The sequence below is a fragment of the Schumannella luteola genome (assembly GCF_013408685.1).
Classification (GTDB): Bacteria; Actinomycetota; Actinomycetes; order Actinomycetales; family Microbacteriaceae; genus Schumannella; species Schumannella luteola.
This window is the reverse complement of the sequence record NZ_JACBZY010000001.1, coordinates 3,717,277-3,737,708: the sequence shown is the minus strand read 5'-3', so window position 1 is coordinate 3,737,708 and position 20,432 is coordinate 3,717,277. Positions and strand designations below refer to the sequence as shown.

24 protein-coding genes are annotated in these 20,432 nt (G+C 72.7%); 18 read left to right on the top strand and 6 right to left on the bottom strand.

Going from position 1 to position 20,432, the window contains the following annotated elements:
• Positions 1-185 precede the first annotated feature (185 nt).
• The 9 genes from BJ979_RS17205 (at position 186) to BJ979_RS17165 (ending at position 10,482) form a co-directional block, all read left to right on the top strand.
• Positions 186-2,084 (top strand): hypothetical protein, encoded by a 1,899-nt coding sequence (locus tag BJ979_RS17205; RefSeq protein WP_179569821.1) that lies wholly within the window; start codon positions 186-188, stop codon positions 2,082-2,084.
• Positions 2,081-3,097, top strand: a complete 1,017-nt coding sequence (locus tag BJ979_RS17200) for an HAD-IIA family hydrolase (protein ID WP_179569819.1) — start codon at positions 2,081-2,083, stop codon at positions 3,095-3,097. Before BJ979_RS17205 ends, BJ979_RS17200 begins: the two co-directional genes overlap by 4 nt.
• A 37-nt stretch (positions 3,098-3,134) precedes the next feature.
• Positions 3,135-3,392 carry a hypothetical protein gene (locus BJ979_RS17195; RefSeq protein ID WP_179563974.1) on the top strand — a complete coding sequence of 86 codons (258 nt, stop codon included), beginning with the start codon at positions 3,135-3,137 and terminating at the stop codon, positions 3,390-3,392.
• Positions 3,392-4,258, top strand: a complete 867-nt coding sequence (locus tag BJ979_RS17190; protein ID WP_179569817.1) for a TlyA family RNA methyltransferase — start codon at positions 3,392-3,394, stop codon at positions 4,256-4,258. The genes BJ979_RS17195 and BJ979_RS17190 overlap by 1 nt, the downstream gene beginning before the upstream one ends.
• A 64-nt stretch (positions 4,259-4,322) precedes the next feature.
• Positions 4,323-5,246 carry an NAD kinase gene (locus BJ979_RS17185; RefSeq protein WP_179569815.1) on the top strand — a complete coding sequence of 308 codons (924 nt, stop codon included), beginning with the start codon at positions 4,323-4,325 and terminating at the stop codon, positions 5,244-5,246.
• Positions 5,243-6,958 (top strand): DNA repair protein RecN, encoded by a 1,716-nt coding sequence (gene recN / locus BJ979_RS17180; protein ID WP_179569813.1) that lies wholly within the window; start codon positions 5,243-5,245, stop codon positions 6,956-6,958. Before BJ979_RS17185 ends, recN begins: the two co-directional genes overlap by 4 nt.
• An 84-nt stretch (positions 6,959-7,042) precedes the next feature.
• Positions 7,043-8,797, top strand: coding sequence for a CTP synthase (pyrG, locus tag BJ979_RS17175; RefSeq protein WP_343046752.1), 1,755 nt, complete (start codon positions 7,043-7,045; stop codon positions 8,795-8,797).
• A 112-nt stretch (positions 8,798-8,909) separates the two neighbouring features.
• On the top strand, positions 8,910-9,512 hold the full coding sequence (locus BJ979_RS17170; RefSeq protein ID WP_179569811.1) for an NUDIX domain-containing protein: 603 nt from the start codon (positions 8,910-8,912) through the stop codon (positions 9,510-9,512).
• Entirely contained in the window at positions 9,496-10,482 is a 987-nt protein-coding gene (locus BJ979_RS17165; protein ID WP_179569809.1) for a site-specific tyrosine recombinase XerD, read from the top strand. The genes BJ979_RS17170 and BJ979_RS17165 overlap by 17 nt, the downstream gene beginning before the upstream one ends.
• Before the next feature lie 199 nt (positions 10,483-10,681).
• On the opposite strand, the gene BJ979_RS17160 is transcribed toward BJ979_RS17165, so the two are convergent.
• From BJ979_RS17160 to BJ979_RS17150, 3 genes are read right to left on the bottom strand one after another with little or no spacing between them, the layout of a single operon-like run.
• Entirely contained in the window at positions 10,682-10,951 is a 270-nt protein-coding gene (locus BJ979_RS17160; RefSeq protein WP_179569807.1) for a GlsB/YeaQ/YmgE family stress response membrane protein, read from the bottom strand.
• A 46-nt stretch (positions 10,952-10,997) separates the two neighbouring features.
• Entirely contained in the window at positions 10,998-11,402 is a 405-nt protein-coding gene (locus BJ979_RS17155; protein ID WP_179569805.1) for a hypothetical protein, read from the bottom strand.
• Positions 11,402-11,590, bottom strand: a complete 189-nt coding sequence (locus tag BJ979_RS17150) for a hypothetical protein (RefSeq protein ID WP_179569803.1) — start codon at positions 11,588-11,590, stop codon at positions 11,402-11,404. The genes BJ979_RS17155 and BJ979_RS17150 overlap by 1 nt, the downstream gene beginning before the upstream one ends.
• Before the next feature lie 206 nt (positions 11,591-11,796).
• Between BJ979_RS17150 and BJ979_RS17145 the strand changes: the two genes are divergently transcribed.
• The 6 genes from BJ979_RS17145 (at position 11,797) to BJ979_RS17120 (ending at position 15,815) form a co-directional block, all read left to right on the top strand.
• Positions 11,797-12,636, top strand: a complete 840-nt coding sequence (locus tag BJ979_RS17145; RefSeq protein ID WP_218853521.1) for a TIGR03620 family F420-dependent LLM class oxidoreductase — start codon at positions 11,797-11,799, stop codon at positions 12,634-12,636.
• Between the two features lie 119 nt (positions 12,637-12,755).
• Positions 12,756-13,154, top strand: a complete 399-nt coding sequence (locus BJ979_RS17140) for a VOC family protein (protein WP_179569799.1) — start codon at positions 12,756-12,758, stop codon at positions 13,152-13,154.
• Between the two features lie 108 nt (positions 13,155-13,262).
• Positions 13,263-13,664, top strand: a complete 402-nt coding sequence (locus BJ979_RS17135) for a DMT family transporter (protein WP_179569797.1) — start codon at positions 13,263-13,265, stop codon at positions 13,662-13,664.
• Entirely contained in the window at positions 13,661-13,981 is a 321-nt protein-coding gene (locus tag BJ979_RS17130) for a DMT family transporter (protein WP_179569795.1), read from the top strand. Before BJ979_RS17135 ends, BJ979_RS17130 begins: the two co-directional genes overlap by 4 nt.
• 52 nt (positions 13,982-14,033) lie before the next feature.
• Positions 14,034-14,774 carry a hypothetical protein gene (locus tag BJ979_RS17125; RefSeq protein ID WP_179569793.1) on the top strand — a complete coding sequence of 247 codons (741 nt, stop codon included), beginning with the start codon at positions 14,034-14,036 and terminating at the stop codon, positions 14,772-14,774.
• 72 nt (positions 14,775-14,846) lie between these two features.
• Complete coding sequence (locus tag BJ979_RS17120; protein ID WP_179569791.1) at positions 14,847-15,815, top strand: hypothetical protein; 969 nt, start codon at positions 14,847-14,849, stop codon at positions 15,813-15,815.
• A 2-nt stretch (positions 15,816-15,817) separates the two neighbouring features.
• Here the strand turns inward: BJ979_RS17120 and BJ979_RS17115 are convergent, their stop codons facing one another.
• Both BJ979_RS17115 and BJ979_RS17110 read right to left on the bottom strand, forming a co-directional pair.
• Positions 15,818-16,360, bottom strand: coding sequence for a 2'-5' RNA ligase family protein (locus tag BJ979_RS17115; protein ID WP_179569789.1), 543 nt, complete (start codon positions 16,358-16,360; stop codon positions 15,818-15,820).
• A gap of 51 nt (positions 16,361-16,411) precedes the next feature.
• On the bottom strand, positions 16,412-16,744 hold the full coding sequence (locus BJ979_RS17110) for a DUF7882 family protein (protein ID WP_179569787.1): 333 nt from the start codon (positions 16,742-16,744) through the stop codon (positions 16,412-16,414).
• Between the two features lie 432 nt (positions 16,745-17,176).
• On the opposite strand from BJ979_RS17110, the gene BJ979_RS17105 reads away from it, so the two are divergent.
• Complete coding sequence (locus BJ979_RS17105) at positions 17,177-18,031, top strand: SDR family oxidoreductase (protein WP_179569785.1); 855 nt, start codon at positions 17,177-17,179, stop codon at positions 18,029-18,031.
• Positions 18,024-18,683 carry an HAD family hydrolase gene (locus BJ979_RS17100; RefSeq protein ID WP_179569783.1) on the top strand — a complete coding sequence of 220 codons (660 nt, stop codon included), beginning with the start codon at positions 18,024-18,026 and terminating at the stop codon, positions 18,681-18,683. The genes BJ979_RS17105 and BJ979_RS17100 overlap by 8 nt, the downstream gene beginning before the upstream one ends.
• 34 nt (positions 18,684-18,717) lie before the next feature.
• On the opposite strand, the gene BJ979_RS17095 is transcribed toward BJ979_RS17100, so the two are convergent.
• Positions 18,718-19,650, bottom strand: a complete 933-nt coding sequence (locus tag BJ979_RS17095) for an SDR family oxidoreductase (protein ID WP_179569781.1) — start codon at positions 19,648-19,650, stop codon at positions 18,718-18,720.
• A gap of 212 nt (positions 19,651-19,862) precedes the next feature.
• On the opposite strand from BJ979_RS17095, the gene BJ979_RS17090 reads away from it, so the two are divergent.
• Positions 19,863-20,429: a Dps family protein gene (locus tag BJ979_RS17090; RefSeq protein ID WP_179569779.1), complete on the top strand. Its 567-nt coding sequence runs from the start codon at positions 19,863-19,865 to the stop codon at positions 20,427-20,429.
• Positions 20,430-20,432 lie beyond the last annotated feature (3 nt).

Here is a 20,432-nt window from a genome sequence, read left to right as displayed (position 1 = left end):
ATCGCGGGGGCTTCGGCGACCGCGGCGGTCGCGGCTTCGACCGCGGGGGCTCCGGTGACCGCGGAGGGCGCGGATTCGATCGCCCGCGCCGCGACGGCGACGGTGGTCAGAGCTGGGATCGCGGTCGTCCGGACAGCGGCGACCGTCCGCGTCGCGACGACGACCGTCGTGGTTTCCGCGGCGGCATGTCGGAGGACGGCTCGACACGCCACGACGACCCGTTCATCCCTGAGGATGTCGCGGCCAACCAGCTCGACAAGGTGGCTCGCGGCGAGCTCAAGACCCTGAGCAAGGACAACGCCGATTGGGTCGCGAAGCACCTCGTCATGGCGGGGCGCCTCATTGACGAGGACCCGCAGCTCGCGCACAAGCACGCGCTGTCGGCCGGCCGTCGTGCCGGACGCATCTCGGTCGTGCGTGAATCCGTCGCGATCACGGCCTACGCGATCGGCGACTTCGCCCTGGCGCTGCGTGAGCTGCGCACCTATCGCCGCCTGAGCGGAAGCAACGACCAGATCGCGCTCATGGTCGACAGCGAGCGCGGTGTCGGCCGACCGGAGCGGGCTCTCGAGCTCGGGCGTTCGATCGAGCGCTCGGAGCTGAGCGTTCCGGTGCAGGTGAGCCTCGCGATCGCCATGTCGGGTGCGCGTCTCGACCTCGGGCAGGCCGAGCAGGCACTCGACGAGCTCGAGATCCCGCAGCTCGACCCGCGTCGCGCCTTCAGCTGGAGCCCCGAGCTCTTCGACGCGTACGCGCTCGTGCTCGAGGAACTGGGCCGCGCCGACGAGGCCGGGGAGTGGTACGAGCGTTCGGCGCTCGCGAGCGAGGCGCTCGAGGAGGCCGCCGACGACGGCACGATCGAGATCGTCGAGGAAGAGCTCGAGTGGCCCGCCGGCGGCGACGGAGATGAGCTCGAAGCGAACGAGACCGAGTCGGACGAGGCCGAGTCGGACGAGGCCGAGTCGGTCGGCTCCGAGCCGGTCGTCGACGCGGCCGCGTCCGCACCCGAGGCCGTCGTGGAGACGGATGCGGTCGCCGAGGACGAGAGACTCGTCTCGGCAGAGGACGACACCGATGCTGTCGCGGTCGCAGCCGACCTGGAGCCCAGTGATGGCGACGAGGCGGCTGCGGTGACCAAGCCGCGTCGTCGTGCTGCGGCGACGCCGGTGGCCGAATCTGTCGTCGATGCCGAGCCCGACGCAGCTCCCGAGGCGAGCCCCCAGCCCCGATCGCGCGCGAAGGCGAAGGCCGAGGAGACCGTCGAGGCTGAGCCGGCGAAGGCCGCGAAGCCGCGTTCGCGGGCGAAGGCCACTGCGCCGGTGGAGGATGCAGCGGCGGCTGGCGGCGAGACGCCGGTCGCGAAGCCGCGCAGCCGGGCGAAGGCCAAGGCGGAGGAGACTGTCGAGGCTGAGCCGGTGAAGGTCGCGAAGCCGCGTTCGCGTGCGAAGGCCGCCGAGGCTGAGTCGGTGGAGGCCGCGACGGCAGCAGCGGAGAAGCCGGTGGCCAAGCCGCGCACCCGCGCGAAGGCGAAGGCCGAGGAGAGCGTCGAGGCCGAGCCGGCGAAGGTCGCCAAGCCCCGGGTGCGGGCGAAGGCCGCTGACACGGTCGAGGCCGCGGCAGCGACCGGCGACGAGACTCCGGTGGCCAAGCCGCGCAGCCGTGTGAAGGCGAAATCCGAGACGACCGACGAGAGCGTCGAGGCTGAGCCGGCCAAGGTCGTGAAGCCGCGCGCGAAGGCGAAGTCCGAGGAGGCCGTCGAGGCTGAGCCGGCGAAGGTCGCGAAGCCGCGTTCGCGGGCGAAGGCCGCTGAGCCGGCGGCCGAGCCGGCCGTGACAGCCGGCGCCGACGAGGTCGCGAAGCCCGCCGCCAAGACGCGCGCTCGTGCCGCGGCCAAGGCCGACCCGGCTGGGGAGGCGGCACCCGAGGCGAAGGCAGCGAAGCCGCGGACTCGCGCGAAGAAGGCCGAGCCCGCGGACGAGGCCGAAGCGGCGCCGGCGAAGCGCGCGGCCGCACCGCGGAAGCGGAAGACGGCGGGCGCGACGGACGCCGCGAGTGCCGAGGGCGCCGCAGGGGAGCAGGCGTGAGCCGCGCATTCACGACGCCGCTCGACGGCATCGACCTGGTGCTCGCCGACCTCGACGGAGTCGTCTACAAGGGCGCGGGAGCGATCCCGCACGCGGTCGAGTCGTTGAACGCGGCGCAGGCGAGCGTGAGGGTCGGCTACGTCACGAACAACGCCTCGCGCACCGCTGCGAGCGTCGCCGGGCACCTGAACGAGCTCGGGTTGACGGTCGCCACGGAAGACGTCGTCACGTCGCCCCAGGCCGCCATCGTGCTGCTGCAGCAGCTGGCGCCGGCCGGATCCACGATCCTCGTGATCGGCGGCGAAGGGCTGACGAGCGTCGTCGAGGCGGCCGGATTCACGGTCACGCGCTCGGCCGATGACGGGCCCGCCGCGGTGATCCAGGGCTTCTCGCCGGAGCTCGGCTGGAAGGACCTCGCCGAGGCCGCCTTCGCCCTGAAGACGCCCGAGGCCGAGGGCGGCATCCCCTGGGTGGCGACGAACACCGACTGGACCATCCCCGTCGCGCGCGGCATCGCGCCGGGCAACGGCACGCTCGTGTCGGCCGTGCACACGGCGGTCGGTCGCCTGCCCGTCGTCGCCGGCAAGCCCGAGCGCGCGATCTTCGACGCCGCGACCCAGCGCTTCGGATCGACGGCGGCGCTGTTCATCGGCGACCGCCTCGACACCGACATCATCGGCGCGAACCGTGCGGGGCTGCGCTCGGTGCACGTGCTCACCGGAATCGATCGCGCCAAGCAGCTGCTGCCGGCGGATGCGGACTCGCGGCCCGACTTCATCCTCGGCGACTTGCGCGAGCTCGCTCAGCCCTACCCCGAGCAGATCGTGAAGAAGGGCTTCGGCGGCGTCGTCAAGCACCGCAGCGGCGACGCCGAGGTCGTGCTCGACGGCAGCGCGGTCAAGCTCACGAAGCGCGGCAGCGAGGTCGACAACGTGCGCGCCGGCACCGCGGCGGTGTGGGGCTCGGGCAAGCCGATCTACGCGCTCGACGTCGACGCGGCGCTCTACCGCTGAGCCGCCTCGGCGCGCACCCGCGGCTATATTCGGCATGATGAGCGACTCCGACAAGCAGGTTCCGCCGGACGACTCCGACGCCCGCGACGCCGAGGCGACGGAGTCTGTTCCTGGTGACGGCGTTCACGACAGCGTGGATGCGGACAGCAGCGTTCCGGATTCGGGCGACGGACTGCTCTCGCGACTGCGCGTGATCGAGGACCAGCCGCTCGAGAGCCGCGCCGCGGCCCTGACTCAGATCCACGATGAGCTGCGGGCGCGCCTCGAGTCGAGCGACTCCCCGCACGGAGCCTGATGCCCGACGATCCCGCCGGCGACGGGACCCCCGCCGGCGACGGCCGGGACGGCGACGACGGCACGCTGCCCACCGCGCCGATCCGACTCGACGCCGAGCTCGTGCGCCGCGGGCTCGCCCGCTCGCGCGGCGCGGCGCACGCGGCGATCGCTGAGGGGCGCGTGCGTCTCGACGGTCGACCGGCGGGCAAGCCCGCGCTGAAGGTGGATGCCGCATCCGCTCTCGAGGTCGCCGGTGACGACGGCTACGTCAGCCGGGCCGCGCACAAGCTCATCGCGGCCCTCGACGGCTTCGGCGTGGACGCGCGCGGACGCGACGCCCTCGACGTGGGCGCCTCGACCGGCGGCTTCACGCAGGTGCTGCTCGAACGCGGCGCCCGCCGGGTCACGGCGCTCGACGTGGGCCACGGTCAGCTCGTCGACGAGCTGCGCGGCGATCAGCGCGTCATCGTCGTCGAAGGCGAGAACGCGCGCGAGCTCACCGCCGCACGGCTCGCCGAGCTGACGGGCGGTCCCGAGCAGCCCGACCTGATCGTGGGCGACCTGTCGTTCATCTCGCTCGCGCTCGTGCTGCCCGCACTGCGCGCGGTCGCGCATCCCGACGCCGACTTCCTGCTGCTCGTGAAGCCGCAGTTCGAGGTCGGCAAGGGCGGGGTGAAGGAAGGGATCGTGCGCGATCGTCGCGCACGCCACACGGCACTGCGCGCGGTGCTCTCGAGCGCCGCGCAGACGGGGCTCGACGCGCGCGGAGTCCTCTCCTCCCCAGTCGTGGGTTCGTCGGGAAATCAGGAGTACCTGGTGCACTGGACCGCGGGAGCGGGCGTCGATCCGACAGAATGGGATGAGGCGATCGCGCTTCTCCCGTAGGTCTCTCCCTCGGGCTCGTGCGCGCCTCCTCAGACTGACACCGCCGAAGCCGGAGGGAGCCCGGATGCCCGACCGCCACATCCTCGTCGTCGCCCACACGGGGCGCGCCGACTCGCTCGAAGCGGGCCTGCTCGTCTGCCGCCAGCTGATCGACGCGGGGATCACCCCGGTGGTCTCCGACGACGAGGAAGCGGATCTGCGTGCGGCCGACCCGAGCCTCTCGCAGCTGGCGCTGCTGGGGCGGGATGTCGCGATCACCGACCTCGAGCTCGTGATCGTGCTCGGCGGCGACGGCACGATCCTGCGGGCCGCCGAGATCGCGCGCGGCGGCCGCGCTCCGCTGCTCGGCGTCAATCTCGGGCACGTCGGCTTCCTGGCTGAGGCCGAGCGCGAGGACCTCACCGAGACCGTGCGGCGGGCGCTCGCTCGCGACTACACGGTCGAGGAGCGCATGACCGTGTGGGTGCGCGTGAAGAAGTCCGATCAGGTGGTCTACGAGACGTGGGCGCTCAACGAGGTCTCGGTCGAGAAGGCCAGCCGCGAGCGCTCGCTCGAGGTCGCCGTCGAGGTCGACGGCCGCCCGCTCTCGACCTTCGGCTGCGACGGCGTCGTGATGTCGACGCCGACCGGATCGACTGCGTACTCCTTCTCCGCGGGTGGTCCGGTGGTCTGGCCGAGCGTGGATGCGCTGCTCATGGTGCCGCTGTCGGCCCACGCGCTGTTCGCGCGGCCGCTCGTGGTCGGACCGGACTCGGCGCTCGCCGTCGAGCTTCTCGAGCGCTCGGCGGGCGCCGGCGTGATCTGGGCCGACGGACGCCGCACCTTCGACCTGCCGCCCGGGGCGCGTGTCGTCGTCAAGCGCTCGCCCGAGCCCGTGCGGCTCGCTCGCCTCTCCGACAGCGTCTTCACCGACCGGCTCGTGGGCAAGTTCGCCCTGCCGGTGACGGGCTGGCGCGGGCCCGACGGCGAGGAGGTGCCGGCGCCGTGATCGAGGAGATCTCCATCCGCGACCTCGGCGTGATCCGCGAGGCCGTGCTGCCGCTCGGCCCCGGGTTCACGGCGCTGACCGGCGAGACCGGCGCGGGCAAGACGATGGTCGTGACCGCGCTCGGGCTGCTGCTCGGCGCTCGCTCGGATGCCGGCAGCGTGCGCAGCGGCGCCGGCGCGGCCGTGGTCGAGGGGCGCTGGAGCGTCGCCGACCCGAGCCCCGTCGCCGAGCGCGTGCGCGACGCCGGCGGCGACCTCGACGAGGTGATCGACGGCCGCGGAGAGCTGCTGCTGAGTCGCTCGGTGTCGAGCGAAGGACGCAGTCGCGCGACCGTCGGCGGGCGCTCGGCGCCGGTCGGCGTTCTCGGTGAGCTGGGAGAGCGGCTGGTCGTCGTGCACGGGCAGTCGGACCAGCTGCGGCTGACCTCGGCGACGGCGCAGCGCGAGGCGCTGGACCGCCACGCCGGCCCCGAGCTGGCCGCGAAGCTCGACGACTACCGCGCCGGCTTCGACCGCTGGCAGCGCGCCCGCGCCGAGCTGGAGGTGCTGACCACCGAACGCGACCGGCGCATCCGCGAGGCGGTCGACCTGCGCGCGGCGCTCGACGAGATCGAGACGCTCGCCCCGCAGCGCGGAGAAGATCAGGAGCTGGCCGAGACGGCCGAGCGGCTCACGAACCACGAAGAGCTGCGGCTCGCCGCGAGCGAGGCGCAGCAGGCGATCTCGTCGCAGGAGATCGACGGCGGCACGGATGCCGTGGCGCTGGTCGAGGCGGCGCGTCGTGCTCTCGAGCGCGGCGGAGCCCACGACCCCGAGCTGGCCGCGATCGGCGAGTCGGCGGCCGAGCTGTCGTTCGGGCTGAGCGACCTGTCGGGGCGTCTCTCGACCTACCTCGCCTCGCTCGAAGGCGACTCGGCGCGCGAGCTCGAGGCGATCCAGGAGCGCCGCGCGGCGCTCGGCGGCCTCGCCCGGCGCTTCGGACCGACGGTGGATGACGTGGTCGACTTCGCCGAGACCGGCGGCACGCGCCTGCTCGAGCTCGACGGCGACGAGGACCGCATCGCGGAGCTCGGTCGCGAGGTCGAGGAGGGGCTCGCCGAGGTCGAGGCGCTCGCCGACGAGATCAGCGCGCTGCGCCGCACCGCGGCCGAGCAGCTGGCCGCCGCCGTGACCGCCGAGCTCGCGGCGCTCGCGATGCCCGACGCCCGCCTGCACATCGAGGTGACCGAGCGCGAGCTCGGCACGAGCGGACGCGACGCCGTCGCGATCCTGCTGCAGCCGCATCCCGGCACCGAGCCGCGGTCGATCGCCAAGGGCGCCTCGGGCGGAGAGCTCTCGCGCGTGATGCTCGCGATCGAGGTCGTGCTCGCCGGCAGCGACCCGGTGCCGACCTTCGTCTTCGACGAGGTGGATGCCGGCGTCGGCGGGGCCTCGGCGATCGAGATCGGGCGCCGGCTGCAGCGGCTCGCGACCTCGGCGCAGGTGATCGTCGTGACGCATCTCGCGCAGGTCGCCGCCTTCGCCACCAACCATCTCGCAGTCGTCAAGAGCACCGACGGCGCGATCACCGCGAGCGACGTGCGCGCGCTCGAGGGCGAGGAGCGACTCTCGGAGATGGCGCGGCTGCTCAGCGGGCTCGCCGACTCCGACTCGGGCCTCGCCCACGCCCGGGAGCTGCTCGAGGTCGCGGAGACGGCGGCGCGCGAGGCCTGAGAGCGCCGCCGCGACCGGATCGTGATCGAGACCGACCGCATCCGGGCGAGTGCGAAGCCGCGCAGTGAGATACGCTGAGAACCCGTGGTGAACAACTCGGAGCGGCAGACGACCAAGCACATCTTCGTGACCGGAGGTGTCGTCTCCTCCCTCGGGAAGGGCCTCACCGCCGCGAGTCTGGGCAATCTGCTCACCGCGCGCGGGCTGCGCGTCGTGATGCAGAAGCTGGATCCCTATCTGAACGTGGATCCGGGCACCATGAACCCCTTCCAGCACGGCGAGGTCTTCGTGACCGACGACGGCGCCGAGACCGACCTCGACATCGGTCACTACGAGCGCTTCCTCGGTATCGACCTCGATCAGGCCGCGAACGTCACCACCGGCCAAATCTACTCGAACGTGATCGCGAAGGAGCGTCGCGGAGAGTACCTCGGCGACACCGTGCAGGTCATCCCGCACATCACCGACGAGATCAAGCGACGCATGCGCCTGCAGGCCGTGCCGCCGGAGGACGGCACCCCCGCCCCCGACGTGATCATCACCGAGATCGGCGGCACCGTCGGCGACATCGAGTCGCAGCCCTTCATCGAGGCCGCCCGCCAGATCCGCCACGAGCTCACCCGCCGCAATGTCTTCTTCGTGCACGTCTCGCTCGTGCCCTACATGGGCGCCTCGGGCGAGCAGAAGACCAAGCCCACCCAGCACTCGGTCGCCGCTCTGCGCTCGATCGGAATCCAGCCGGATGCGCTGGTGCTACGCAGCGACCGGCCGGTCAGCGAGTCGAACAAGCGCAAGATCGCGCTCATGTGCGACGTCGAGGAGCAGGCCGTCGTCAATGCGATCGACGTGCCGTCGATCTACGACATCCCGACGATGCTGACCGACCAGGGCCTCGACGGCTACATCATCGAGCAGCTCGGCCTCGAGAAGGCCACGGAGGTCGACTGGAGCCACTGGCAGGGCGTGCTCAAGGCCGTGCACGAGCCCAAGCACGAAGTCACGATCGCCCTCGTCGGCAAGTACATCGACCTGCCCGACGCGTACCTCTCGGTGACCGAGGCCCTGCGCGCCGGCGGCTTCGCGCACGAGGCGAAGGTCAGCATCCGCTGGGTCCCCTCGGACGAGTGCGAGACCCCGGAGGGCGCGGAGCGTCTGCTCGGCGACGTCGACGGCATCTGCGTTCCCGGCGGCTTCGGCGTGCGCGGCATCGAGGGCAAGCTCGGCGCACTGCGCTTCGCGCGCGAGAACGGTATCCCGACCCTCGGCCTGTGCCTCGGCCTGCAGTGCATGGTCATCGAGTACGCCCGTCACAAGGCGGAGCTGCCCGGCGCCTCGTCGACCGAGTTCGACCCCGACACCGAGTTCCCGGTGATCGCGACGATGGCCGAGCAGGTCGACATCATCGCCGGCGGCGACCTGGGCGGCACGATGCGTCTGGGCCTTTACAACGCCGACCTCGCCGAGGGGTCGATCGTCGCGGAGGTGTACGGCGCGACCACCGCGGCCGAGCGCCACCGCCACCGCTACGAGGTCAACAACGCCTACCGCGACCGCATCGCCGAGGCCGGCCTGGTGTTCTCGGGCATCTCACCCGACCGCACCCTGGTCGAGTACGTCGAGCTGCCGCGCGAGGTGCACCCCTTCTACGTCGCCACGCAGGCGCACCCCGAGCTGCGCTCGCGCCCGAACCGCCCGCACCCGCTGTTCCGCGGACTCGTCGGCGCGGCCCTCGAGCGCCAGCGCGCCTCGCGGCTGTTCGAGGTCGCCGAGGCCGAGAACGGCGCCGCCGCCGCGCAGGGCCAGACCGGCGAGGCCCAGACCGCCGAGGTCGACGCCTGACCTGAGACCACGTCGACGGCCCGCCTCGGGTGAACCGGGAGCGGGCCGTCGGCATCCACCGCCCGAACTCGGCGCGACACGACGCGCGGTTCGCGAACAGCACGGAGGCACGATGAGCGACTCGACCGAACTGGATGCGCTGCGCACCCGCCTCGAGACCGGCGAGCTCGCCGATCTGCCCGACCCGGCGCGCATCCTCTCGAGCGAGACCGTCTTCGACGGGCACATCTGGGATGTGAAGCGCGAGCGCTTCGCCTTCGGCGACGGCGAGCTGACGCGCGAGTTCGTGGCGCACACCGGCGCCGTCGCGGTGCTGGCGCTCGACGAGCAGGACGGGGTGCTGCTGATCAACCAGTACCGCCACCCGATCCGCACTCGCGACTGGGAGCTGCCGGCCGGGCTGCTCGACATCGAGGGCGAGGATCCGCAGACGGCCGCCGCCCGGGAGCTCGCCGAGGAGACGGATCTCGCGGCCGCCGAGTGGGAGCCGCTCGCGACCTTCCACACGACGCCGGGCGGCAGCGACGAGCTGCTGCGCGTCTACCTCGCCCGCGGGCTCAGCTCGGTCGAGGCCTTCGACCGGGGCGAGGAGGAGGCGCAGATCGTGCGGCGCTGGGTTGCGCTCGACGAGGTCGTCGCGGCGGTGCTCGCCGGGCGCCTCAGCAACTCAATCCTGCAGATCGCGGTGCTGACCGCCCATGCCCGCCGCGGCTGACGAATCCGAGGCCGACGGCCCTGCTGCCGGCTCGCCTGGCGACGCTCCGCCGCGCCGGCCCTCGGCGCTGGAGCGTCAGCTCGAGCGCTACCTGCGTCACCTCACGATCGAGCGCGGCCGCTCCGAGCACACCGTGTCGGCGTATCGTCGCGACCTCGTCCCGTTCCTGGAGGCGCTCGGCGACGGCGAGCCGGCCGAGTTGCTGACCGCCGCCGCGATCTCGGCGCACAGTCTCGCGCTGCGCGAGCGCACACCGGCGCCCGCCGCCTCGTCGCTCGCGCGCATCCTCTCGTCGATCCGCGGCTTCGCGCGCTTCCTCGTCGACGAGGGCGTGCTCGACGACGACCCGGCGCGCGACGTGCCCGCGCCGAAGCTGCCCTCACGGCTGCCGAAGGCGCTGAGCTACGCCCAGATCGAGCGCCTGCTCGCCGCGACCGAGGGCGAGGATCCGGTGCGCCTGCGCGACCGCGCCCTGCTCGAGCTGCTCTACGCGACCGGCGCGCGAGTCAGCGAGGCCGTCGGGCTGGACGTCGACGACCTGGTCGGCCCGGACGGCGCGGCGGATGCGGTGCGCCTGTTCGGCAAGGGCGGCAAGCAGCGTGTGGTGCCGGTGGGCTCGATGGCGCGCGCGGCGGTCGAGGCCTATCTGGTGCGGGCGCGGCCTGAGCTCGCCCGTCGCGGCGCCGCGACGCCGGCGCTGTTCCTCGGCGCCCGCGGCGCGCGGGTCTCGCGGCAGAGCGCGTGGCTCATCATCCGGGCTACGGCCGAGCGCGCCCAGCTCGACGTCGAGCTCTCGCCGCATTCGCTGCGGCACTCCTTCGCGACGCACCTTCTCGAGGGCGGAGCGGACGTTCGCGTCGTGCAGGAGCTGCTGGGCCACGCAAACGTCGCGACGACCCAGATCTACACGCTCGTCACGGCGGACAGCCTGCGCGATGCCTACGTGACGGCGCATCCGCGGGCGCGCTGAGCGCGCATCCGCTCGTTCCGCTCGCACAGAGCTCCGGAGACGGCGAACGGCCCGGTGGACGACGGGATCCGTCATCCACCGGGCCGTTCGGTCGGCGGTCAGTGCTGGCCCGCTGCCGCACCCGCCTCGGCCGCGAAGAGCTCGCGGAGGTCGATGGGCTCGGTGGGCGGCAGCGTGCTGTCCGCGTCGAACGCGGTCATCAGGCGCGCGCGCCCTTGCGACCGGTGATGAGGCCGTAGACGAGCAGCACGACGATCGCGCCGACGATGGCGGCGATCCAGGCGCTGAGCGAGAAGAAGCTGGTGTAGACGTTCGCGTCGAAGAAGCCGGCGATCCAGCCGCCGACCATCGCGCCGATGACGCCGAGCACGAGGGTGAGCAGGATGCCGCCGGGCTGCTTGCCGGGCAGGATCAGCTTGGCGATGGCGCCGGCGATGAGGCCGAGGACGAGGAACGCGATGAAGCTCATGGGAGGGGGTCCTTTCGTGCGGGGGTGGTGATCGGGGCGTCCGCGGTCAGACCGCGGTGGCGTAGGAGGAGGCGGAATCGGAGGCGACGACCGAGTACCCGTGCAGCAGTCCGATGCGGTGCAGCTTGGCGAGACGGTCGGTCATCCGGTCGAAGTAGGCGGCGTCGGCCGGCACGACGGCGCCGTTGTCGAGCTGCACCGGCACGCTGTTGCCGACCTGGCGGGCGCGGGCGATGGAGCCGCGGATGCGGTCGAAGTGGTCGAGGCTCTGACGCACCTTCTCGTCCCAGCCGCGCCAGGCGATGGCGTTCTCGGTCGAGTGGGCGGCGAGGGCGTTGGCCTGCAGGGTCTCGAGCTGCCAGGCGGCGACGGTGAGGCGGCCGATGGCGCTGAGCGTGGTGCGGTCGGCGGTGACGCGCGCGGTCGCGGTGCGGGAGTCGGTGCTGCTCATCAGCCGACCATGAGGATCAGGCCGGCGATGGCGGATGCGGCCGCGGCGAGGCCGGCGATCGCGCTGGCGACGATCATGCCGGTGTCGCCGCTGCGGCGCGGCACGAGGTTCGCGGAGGTGGTGCTGCGCCCGACGTGCTGCGTGAGCCGTGTCGGCGCTGAGAAGGTGCGCTCGGTGGCGAGGGTCATGGTCGTCGTCCTTTCGACGGGGTCGACGATATAAGTAGCTAGACAAACTAGTCAAACGGCTAACTAGCTAATTCAGGTTTCGTGAAGGTACGGCCGGTCGTCGGCTCGCGGGCTCGCCTTCCGCTCACAGCGGCGCGATGCGCTGCCGCCCTAACGTGGATGAGGCCCCTGCGCACCCGGATGCAGGCGGCCGGAGGGGGCACATCGTGAGCTGGAGCGAGCGCATCGGCGAGGTCGGAGTCTGGCGGGGCACCGCCGATGTGGATGCGGCGCTCGCCGCCGAGATCGAGGGCCTCGGCTTCGGCGCGATCTGGCTGGGCGGTTCGCCGCCCTCCGATCTGCGGGCGGCAGAGGCGCTGCTCGACGCGACCGAGCGCATCGTCGTCGCCACCGGGATCGTGAACATCTGGAAGTCGTCGGCCGAGGAGCTGGCCGCGTCGTGGCAGCGCATCGAGGCGCGGCATCCGGGGCGTCTGCTGCTCGGCATCGGCTCGGGCCACCGCGAGGCGACGCCCGAGCGCGTGCGTCCGCTCGCGGCGATGGGCGCCTACCTCGACGTGCTCGACGCGGCCGGCGTTCCGGTCGGGGCCCGCGTGCTCTCCGCGATGGGACCGAAGTCACTCACGCTCGCCGCCGAGCGCAGCGCGGGCACGCATCCTTATCTGACGGTGCCGAGCCAGTCGGCCGAGCAGCGGGCCGCGCTCGGCGCGGGCGCGCTCATCGCCCCGGAACAGACGGTCGTGCTCGACGAGGATGCCGCGCGCGCCCGTGAGACCGCTCGCCGGTTCCTCGCCGGCTACCTGAACAAGGCCAACTACGTCGCCTCGATGCAGCGTGCCGGCTTCACGGCGGCCGACACCGACGGGGCAGGCAGTGACCGGCTCGTCGACGAGATCGTCGTGCATGGCTCGACCGCGCGGATCGCGACGGTGGTGCGCGCGCACCTCGAGGCCGGCGCCGACCACGTGTGCGTGCAGGTGCAGCCGGTCGCCGAACCGCTCGAGACGCTGCGGGCGATCGCGGGGGAGCTCGGGCTGCGCGGCTGAGGCGCGGCCTGCTGCCGCCCGCCCGCTCGCCCGCCAGCTCGGCCGACCCGTCCGCCGGGTCTGGCGCACGTCGGCGGTGCGTGGTTGCCTGGGGCCATCGACCTGAGGAGTGATCGCCCGTGCGCATCGAACTGACCAGCGTGTTCGTCGACGACCAGCGGGCTGCGCTCCGGTTCTACACCGAGGTGCTCGGCTTCGAGAAGCGACAGGATGTGCCGATCGGCACCGACGCGTGGCTCACCGTCGCGTCCCCCGAGCGTCCCGACGGGCCCGAGCTGCTGCTCGAGCCCGCGGGGCACCCCGCCGTCAAGCCCTACCGCGACGCGCTCAAGGCCGACGGCATCCCGCTGCTGCAGCTGGCCGTCGACGACCTCGACGCTGAGCACGCGCGGTTGACGGCGCTGGGGGTCGAGTTCCCGACGCCGCCGATGGACGCCGGGCCGGTGCGCGTCGCCGTGCTCGATGACGGCTGCGGCAACCTGATCCAGCTCGTCCAGGCGGTCGGCGGCGCGTCGTAGGCGTCCGATCGGCGGCCCCGACTCGGCGGCGGCGCGCAGGCGGCGTCGATTCCGCGTCGCCGGGCGTCACTATGATCGGCGGGTGCTCGACCCGTCCACCCCGACCCGATGACGCGCTGGCTGCTGCTCGCCGGCGCCATCGTCTGCGAGGTCTCGGCGACCCTCGCGCTGGATGCGGCGCAGCGGAATCCGGGATGGTTCGTGCTCGTCGCCGCCGGCTACCTCGGCGCCTTCCTGCTGTTGCCGCAGGTGCTGCGCCGCGGTGTGCCGCTCGGCGTCGCCTACGGACTGTGGGGTGCTTCGGGCGTCGCCCTCACCGCCGTGCTCAGCGCGGTGCTGTTCGGCGACCCGCTGACGCCGACCATGCTCGGCGGCATCGCGCTCATCATCGCGGGCGTGCTGGTGGTCGAGATCGGGTCGCAGCGCGCGGAACGGCAGCGTGCCCAGCGCGAGCGGGCGAGCGGCGCGGCGGCGACGTCGCCCGATGAGATCGCCGGGGCGGAGTCGTGAGCTTCCTCTTCCTGGCGCTGGCGATCGTGCTCGAGGTGGGCGGCACGCTGTCGCTGCGCATGGCCGCGCACCACGGCTGGAAGTGGATCCCGCCGGTCGTCGTCGGCTACGCGCTCGCGTTCACGATGCTGTCGCTCACGCTGCAGTCGGGCATGACTGTCGGTGTGGCCTACGGCATCTGGACGGCCGTCGGGGTCGCGCTGACGGCGCTCGCCGGCCGCATCCTGTTCACGGAGCCCTTCACCTGGGTCATGGGCCTCGGCGTCGCACTCATCATCGGCGGCGTGCTGCTCGTGGAGCTCGGCGTGCACCACTGACGACACGGCCGAGGAGCTTGTCGCAGGATCGATCGTGAGGCAGTCTCGCGGAATGGGAGATGCGCGAGGGCGGCGACGCGAGGAGATCGAGGCTCTGACGGCAGCGGCGTTCCGCCGCGACGCGACGGCCCAGGATGTGGCGGCGCTGAGGTCGGCGATCGGTCCGCCGGCGGCGGCGAATCCCTCCGAGGGTGGCCCTCCGGAGCGCGAGGTCGGCGACAGCGACGCGTCGGAGGACTCACACCGGGGGACAGCGCTCGCGCGGCGGCCGTTCCTGCTCGGCATCGGCGCGGGGCTCGCTCTCGCGGTCCTCGCCGGCGCCGCGATCGTCCTTCCGCCGGTGCTGCGCGGCGAGCCGCTCACCGCACCGCAGCCGAGCGCCTCGGCGTCCCCGGATGCTGTGGCGGCCGCGGATCCGTCGCTCCCGTCCGGCGACGCGTACGGGCACGGGGCCGACCCGGCGCAGCCGACGACCTCGGGAGACGGGGTCGGAGTGATCCCCGGGTCGATCGATGCGGCGGGGTATCAGACCGTCGCGAACGACTGGAACAACCTGGGCTGGTCGCAGCCGGGAGACAGCGCCGGAGCACCGAACGCCTGGGCGCTCTGGGTCTCGTCGACGGCGGATGGAGGCCGCTGCTACATGGCCGTCGAGAGGGATGCCGAGGGGATCGCGCACGCGGCGACCGAGTGCCTGCCGTCGCGCAGCCTCGGCACGGTCGAGTTGGAGCTGCCCAGCTACCGCGTGAGCGTGCGACCCGACGCCGGCGAGTACCGGGTCGAGCCGCGCTGAGAGCGCAGGACCGGCTGACGATCCGCGGGTTCGTGCATTGTCGCGTGCTCGGCGGTGGTGCACACTCGCGAGATGAGCGATCAGGCGGGCAGGACGGGCGATCAGGCAGACCCGACGAGCGATGACCTCGAGGTGCTGAAGGCCGCCGCCTTCGGTCGTGATGCGAGCGCGGCCGACCTCGCCGCACTGGGTCGCGCGCTCGATGGCGGCCGTCGGGCGGTGGGCGAGCCCGTAGGGAGTCCACTCGGCGCCCCGGCGCCGTCGCGCGCCGACGGGCCCACCGGTGCCGCTCCGGACGCCGGAGATGTGCGTTCGGCTCGTGCCGCGACCCCGGGCGAGGCGGTGTCGGCGACGGGTGCCGGCGACGAGCCGGTCGAGCCCGTCGGCCGCGTCCCGCTCTCGCGGTCGCGTCGTTTCTGGGCCGGTGCGGGAGCCGGGGCCGCGGCCGTCGCCGCCGCGATCGCGCTGGTCGTGGTGGTGCCGGGACTGCTGGGGCATCCTCTTCTGGTCGTGACCGCCGCGACCGACGCCGGCGCGGCCGATCCGGGGGCGGAGCCGTCGTCCCTCGGCGCCGACCCGCACACGGTGTTCCCCTTCGGCGGGTTCACCCCATCACCGAGCACCGGGCCCGTGACGCGGGCCGATGGTGTCGGCATCGTTCCCGAAGTGGTGAGCGCGGGCCCGTCGCGCATCGCCAACACCTGGACGCTGATGGCCACGGGGCTGCCGGGGGAGGGCACGGCCGCCACCGAGGGCGACGGCAGTCCGGTGACGAGCGGCGACGGGACGCCCCTCACCGACGGCGCGAGCGGGGCTCTCGCCGTGTGGACGACCACGACGCGCGGCGGCGCGCGCTGCTACATGGCCGTCGAGAAGACCGAGGAGTCGGATATCGCGGCGACGCGATGCGTCTCGGGCTCGCGGGCGGATGCGGCGGTGCAGCTGAACCTGCCGAGCTACGTCGTCACCGTGCGCGCGCCCGGCGACGGCCGGCCGACGGAGATCGGGATCACCCCGGCCGTGCCGGGACCGCAGGGCTGACTTCAGCCGAGCGGGGTCACGATCCGGGCGTCGCCGTCCCAGTGGCGCAGCGACTCGGCGACGCCATCGAGCGAGACAGCCCCCGATTCGTCGGCGGCGTCGAGCACCGCGAGCGCTTCGCCGAGTCGGTCGAGCGGGATGCGGCGGGCGAGCGTCACATGCGGCGTCCACTCGCCCGGCGTCGTGTTCGGTGCGTCATCGCCCGGCCTCACGGCGTGATGGAGGGCGCCGTGCAGCCCGAGCAGCGCGGCGCTCGGCACGACGAGGCGAGCGAGCACGCGGCGCTCGCCGCGGCCGAACAGCACCGGGGCACCGAGCCGAAGCGGCAGCGGCAGCGGCAGCCCGGCGAGAACCGGCGCGAGGGCCGGATCGGCGAGCGGCGGCCGGTCGAACGCGGGCCGCACGAGCAGCGTCACGTGCGGGCGGTTGCTGGGATGACGGTGCGCGGCCTGGCTCGGCAGCCCGGCGGCGGCCAGCGCATCCCACTCGACTCTCACGGCGGCGTCGCTCGCGGCATCCAGCGTCAGCTCGAGGCTCTGCACCATGGCTCGACGCTAGCCCGCGACGCCGACACGAGCCCGGGACGGAAGCCGGACTCAGCCCAGGTCGTCAGCGCGGTCCCGTGTCTCGCGGTCGGGCGGCTCGGCCATGAGATGGAGCCCGCTGACCGAATTCGCGGTGAACATGAGCGCGTCGATCCAGGCCCGGTTCAGCACTGCGGCGCGTTTGCCGAAGTACTTGTAGACGAGGTTGGCGTGCGGGTGCATCCAGACCGTGGTGCGCCCATCACCCGAGGACTCGTCGTCGATCCAGGTGAAGTGGAACGACTCGCCGCGGCGCAGCTTCGCGCCGATCACCACCTGCAGGTGGGCGAGCACCCGATCGTCGAAATCGACGCTGAGCGAGTTGTCGTAACTGAATCGGCCCATCCGTGAACCTCCGTTCGCGTGGTGACGAGGTCGGTGCGCTCGTCGATCCTCCGCCGAGACGGACGGGTCCGCGACGCGTCCGTGATCCAGCGTGGCGTGGGTGATCCGACGTCCGTACGACTGACAGCGAGTGCGCAGGGCGGATCTCGATCCCCGACCGCTGTCGCTCGCTGCGGCCTCCCGCGGCGTACCGTCGCGTGGAACAGTCAGGGGTTCGGTTGGCGGGCACGGTGTCGAGGGGACGTGGGTGGGGCGGTTTCTGGTGACCACTCCGGCGGCGGCGCCGTTCGAGCGCCGGGACGCGCACGCCGAATCGGGCTGATCGTCAGCGGAGATCATCGCCGGCCGTCGGCTCCGTGCCGCCCGGTCATCGCCTGAGAGGCGCCCGCGCGTGACACCGCCCGGCGGCGACGGGTGCCTACCGTCGCCCGCATGACCGACAGCCCCCAGCACCCCGACGATGCGCCAGCGTCCGTCCGCATCGACCACCGCGACTTCCGCCCGGCGACGGCGATCGTCACCGCATCCGACTCCGGCATCGGCCGCGCGATCGCCGTGCATCTCGCTCGAGCGGGGATGCGCGTCGGCGTCACCTGGCACAGCGACGAGGAGGGCGCTTTCGAGACCGCGCGCCAGGTGGAGGCGGCCGGGTCGAGCGCCGTCGTGGAACGGCTCGACGTCACCGATCGCGAGTCGGCGCTCGCGACGATCGACCGCCTGATCGAGCAGCTGGGCGGCGTGGACGTGCTCGTCAACAACGCCGGCGCCGGCGGCGGAACACCGTTCCTCGAGATGGACTGGGACGAGTGGCGCACGACGATCGCGACCGACCTCGACGGCGCCTTCTCGGTGCTGCAGCGCACCGCGCGGCACATGGTCGATCACCGCGTGCCCGGCCGGCTCATCGCGATCACGAGCGTGCACGAGACGCAGCCGCGCGTCGGCAGCTCGGCCTACGACGCCGCGAAGCACGGGCTCGGCGGTCTGATGAAGACGCTCGCCCTCGAACTCGGCGAGCACGGGATCACGGCGAACTCGGTCGCGCCCGGCGAGATCGCGACCGACATGTCGGAGTCGGGCGGCGAGGATCCCTACGAGGTCGCGCGCCCCGGTATCCCGCTCGGGCGCCCCGGGCACGTGGACGAGATCGCCGCGGTCGTCGCCTTCCTCGCCTCGCCTGCCGCGTCCTACGTCACGGGGGCATCGTGGACGGTCGACGGCGGCATGAACCAGATGGGTCCGCAGGCGGGCTCGCACCTCGAGTCGCACGGGTGGCGTCGTGCCTGAGTCGCGCGCCGTGCTGTTCGACATCGACGGGACCCTCGTCGACTCCAATTACCTGCACGTCGACGCCTGGATGCGCGGGCTCGAGACGGTCGGACACCCGGCCGCCTCGTGGCGGGTGCATCGCTCGATCGGCATGGACTCGGAGGCACTGCTCGACGACCTGCTGCCGGGCGTCGACCAGGCCGGCCGGGATGCCGCGACCGCCGAGCACAAGCGTTCCTACCTCGCGAGCGTCGACCGGCTGCGCCCGCTCCCTGGTGCACGCGAGACGGTGCTCGAGCTGCTGGACGCGGGGGTGCGCGTCGTGCTGGCGACCTCCGCGCCAGAGGACGAGCTCGGCATCCTCGTCGACGTTCTCGACCTGAGCGGCCTGGTCGACACGGGCGTGATCGCGACCACGAACGCCGACGACGTCGACACCGCGAAGCCGCACCCCGGCATCATCCAGGTCGCCCTTGAACGCGGCGGGGCGGACGCTGCCGACTCGATCATGGTCGGCGATGCGGTGTGGGACGTGGTCGCGGCCGGTCGCGCCGGGGTGCCGGCGCTCGCGGTGCGCACGGGCGGCATCGGCGGCGACGAGCTGATCGACGCGGGAGCCCGCCGCGTGGCCGATTCGGTGGCCGACCTGCGCGACGAGCTCCTGGGTTGAGGCGCCTGGCGTCGGGATGCCCGGCGCCGGGCTGTCACGGCGTGGTCATCCCGCCGTTGACGTTGAGCGTCTCGCCGACGACGTAGCTCGACTCGGGCGAGGCGAGGAACACGAAGGCGGGCGCCAACTCGGCGGGCTGACCCCAGCGGCCGAGACCGGTTCCCTCGCCGACCGTGGGCAGCTCCTCGGGCGGCTGGCCGCCGGCCGTCTGCAGCGGCGTCCAGATCGGGCCGGGCGCGACGGCGTTGACGCGGATGCCCTTCGGCGCGAGCGAGGCGGCGAGTCCCTTGGTGAAGTTGTTGATCGCGCCCTTCGTCGACGCGTAGTCGAGCAGGTTCGGCGAGGGGTCGTAGCCCTGGATCGAGGTCGTGTTCACGATCGTCGAGCCTGCGGGCAGGTACTTGAGCGCCGCCTTCGTGATGCGGAACATCGAGTAGATGTTCGTGCGGAAGGTCTCGTCGAGCTGCTCGTCGCTGATGCCCTCGAGCGCGGGGCGGTTCTGCTGCTTGCCGGCGTTGTTGATGAGGATGTCGAGGCCGCCGAGCTGGGCGACGGTGCGCTCGACGAGCTCGCGGCAGAACTCGAGGTCCTTGATGTCACCCGGGATCGTCACGGCCACGCGCCCTGCGTCGCGGATGAGGCCGGCGATGCGCTCGGCATCGGGCTGCTCTTCGGGCAGGTAGGAGATCGCGACGTCGGCGCCCTCGCGGGCGAAGGCGATCGCCGTGGCGGCGCCGATGCCCGAGTCGCCGCCCGTGATGAGGGCCTTGCGTCCGGTGAGGCGCCCGCTGCCGCGGTAGCTCTGCTCGCCCAGGTCGGCCTTCTGGACGAGGTCGCGATCGAGTCCGGCGCCCTCCTGGTACTGCTCCGGGGTGTCGATGTCGGCGTAGAGCTTCGTGGGGTCGGTGAAGGTGAACTGGCTGCGGTCGGATGTCGCGCTGGCAGAGGTCGAAGCGGTGTCGGTCATGGCGGCGACGGTAGGCGGCAGCGTCGGACGCGGCCCGTCCACTCTCAGCGGACGCACGCCCGGCGGACACCTGGCGCGGCGACTCGCCGGGACGACCCGGCCGAACCACAACACGGGATGCGCGCCGACTGAGTGCCCGCTGGCCGAACGGGCTTCGGAGGCGGCGAGGTTCCTAACGTGGCCGCCATCGACCTCGGAAGGAGCGTGCCACCATGACCGACACCCTCGACCAGACCACGCAGACCCAGGACAACGCCCACTCCGCGACGGCCCCCGGCGATGCCGGTGCCCGCAGCAGCCGTCGCGAGAACGCCGAGCACGGCTTCACCGCCTCCGACGAGCTGATCACCGCCCTCCAGCGCGTGCACGTCGACCTGATCGAGTTGCACCTGCAGGGCAAGCAGGCCCACTGGAACGTCGTCGGCAAGAACTTCCGCGACCTGCACCTTCAGCTCGACGAGATCGTCGAGGACGCCCGCGAGTTCAGCGACACCGTCGCCGAACGCCTGCGCGCGCTGCACGCCGTTCCCGACGGGCGCAGCGACACGATCGCCGCGACCACCTCGCTGCCGAACTACCCGCACGGCGAGGTCGACACGGCCGACACCGTCGACCTCATCACCCAGCGCCTCGAGGCCACGGTCGCCACGATGCGCGAGGTGCACGACACGGTCGACGACGCCGACCCGACCAGCGCCGACATCCTGCACGGCATCATCGAGCGCCTCGAGCAGCTGGCCTGGATGGTCAGCGCCGAGAACCGCACGCCGTCGGCCTGAGGC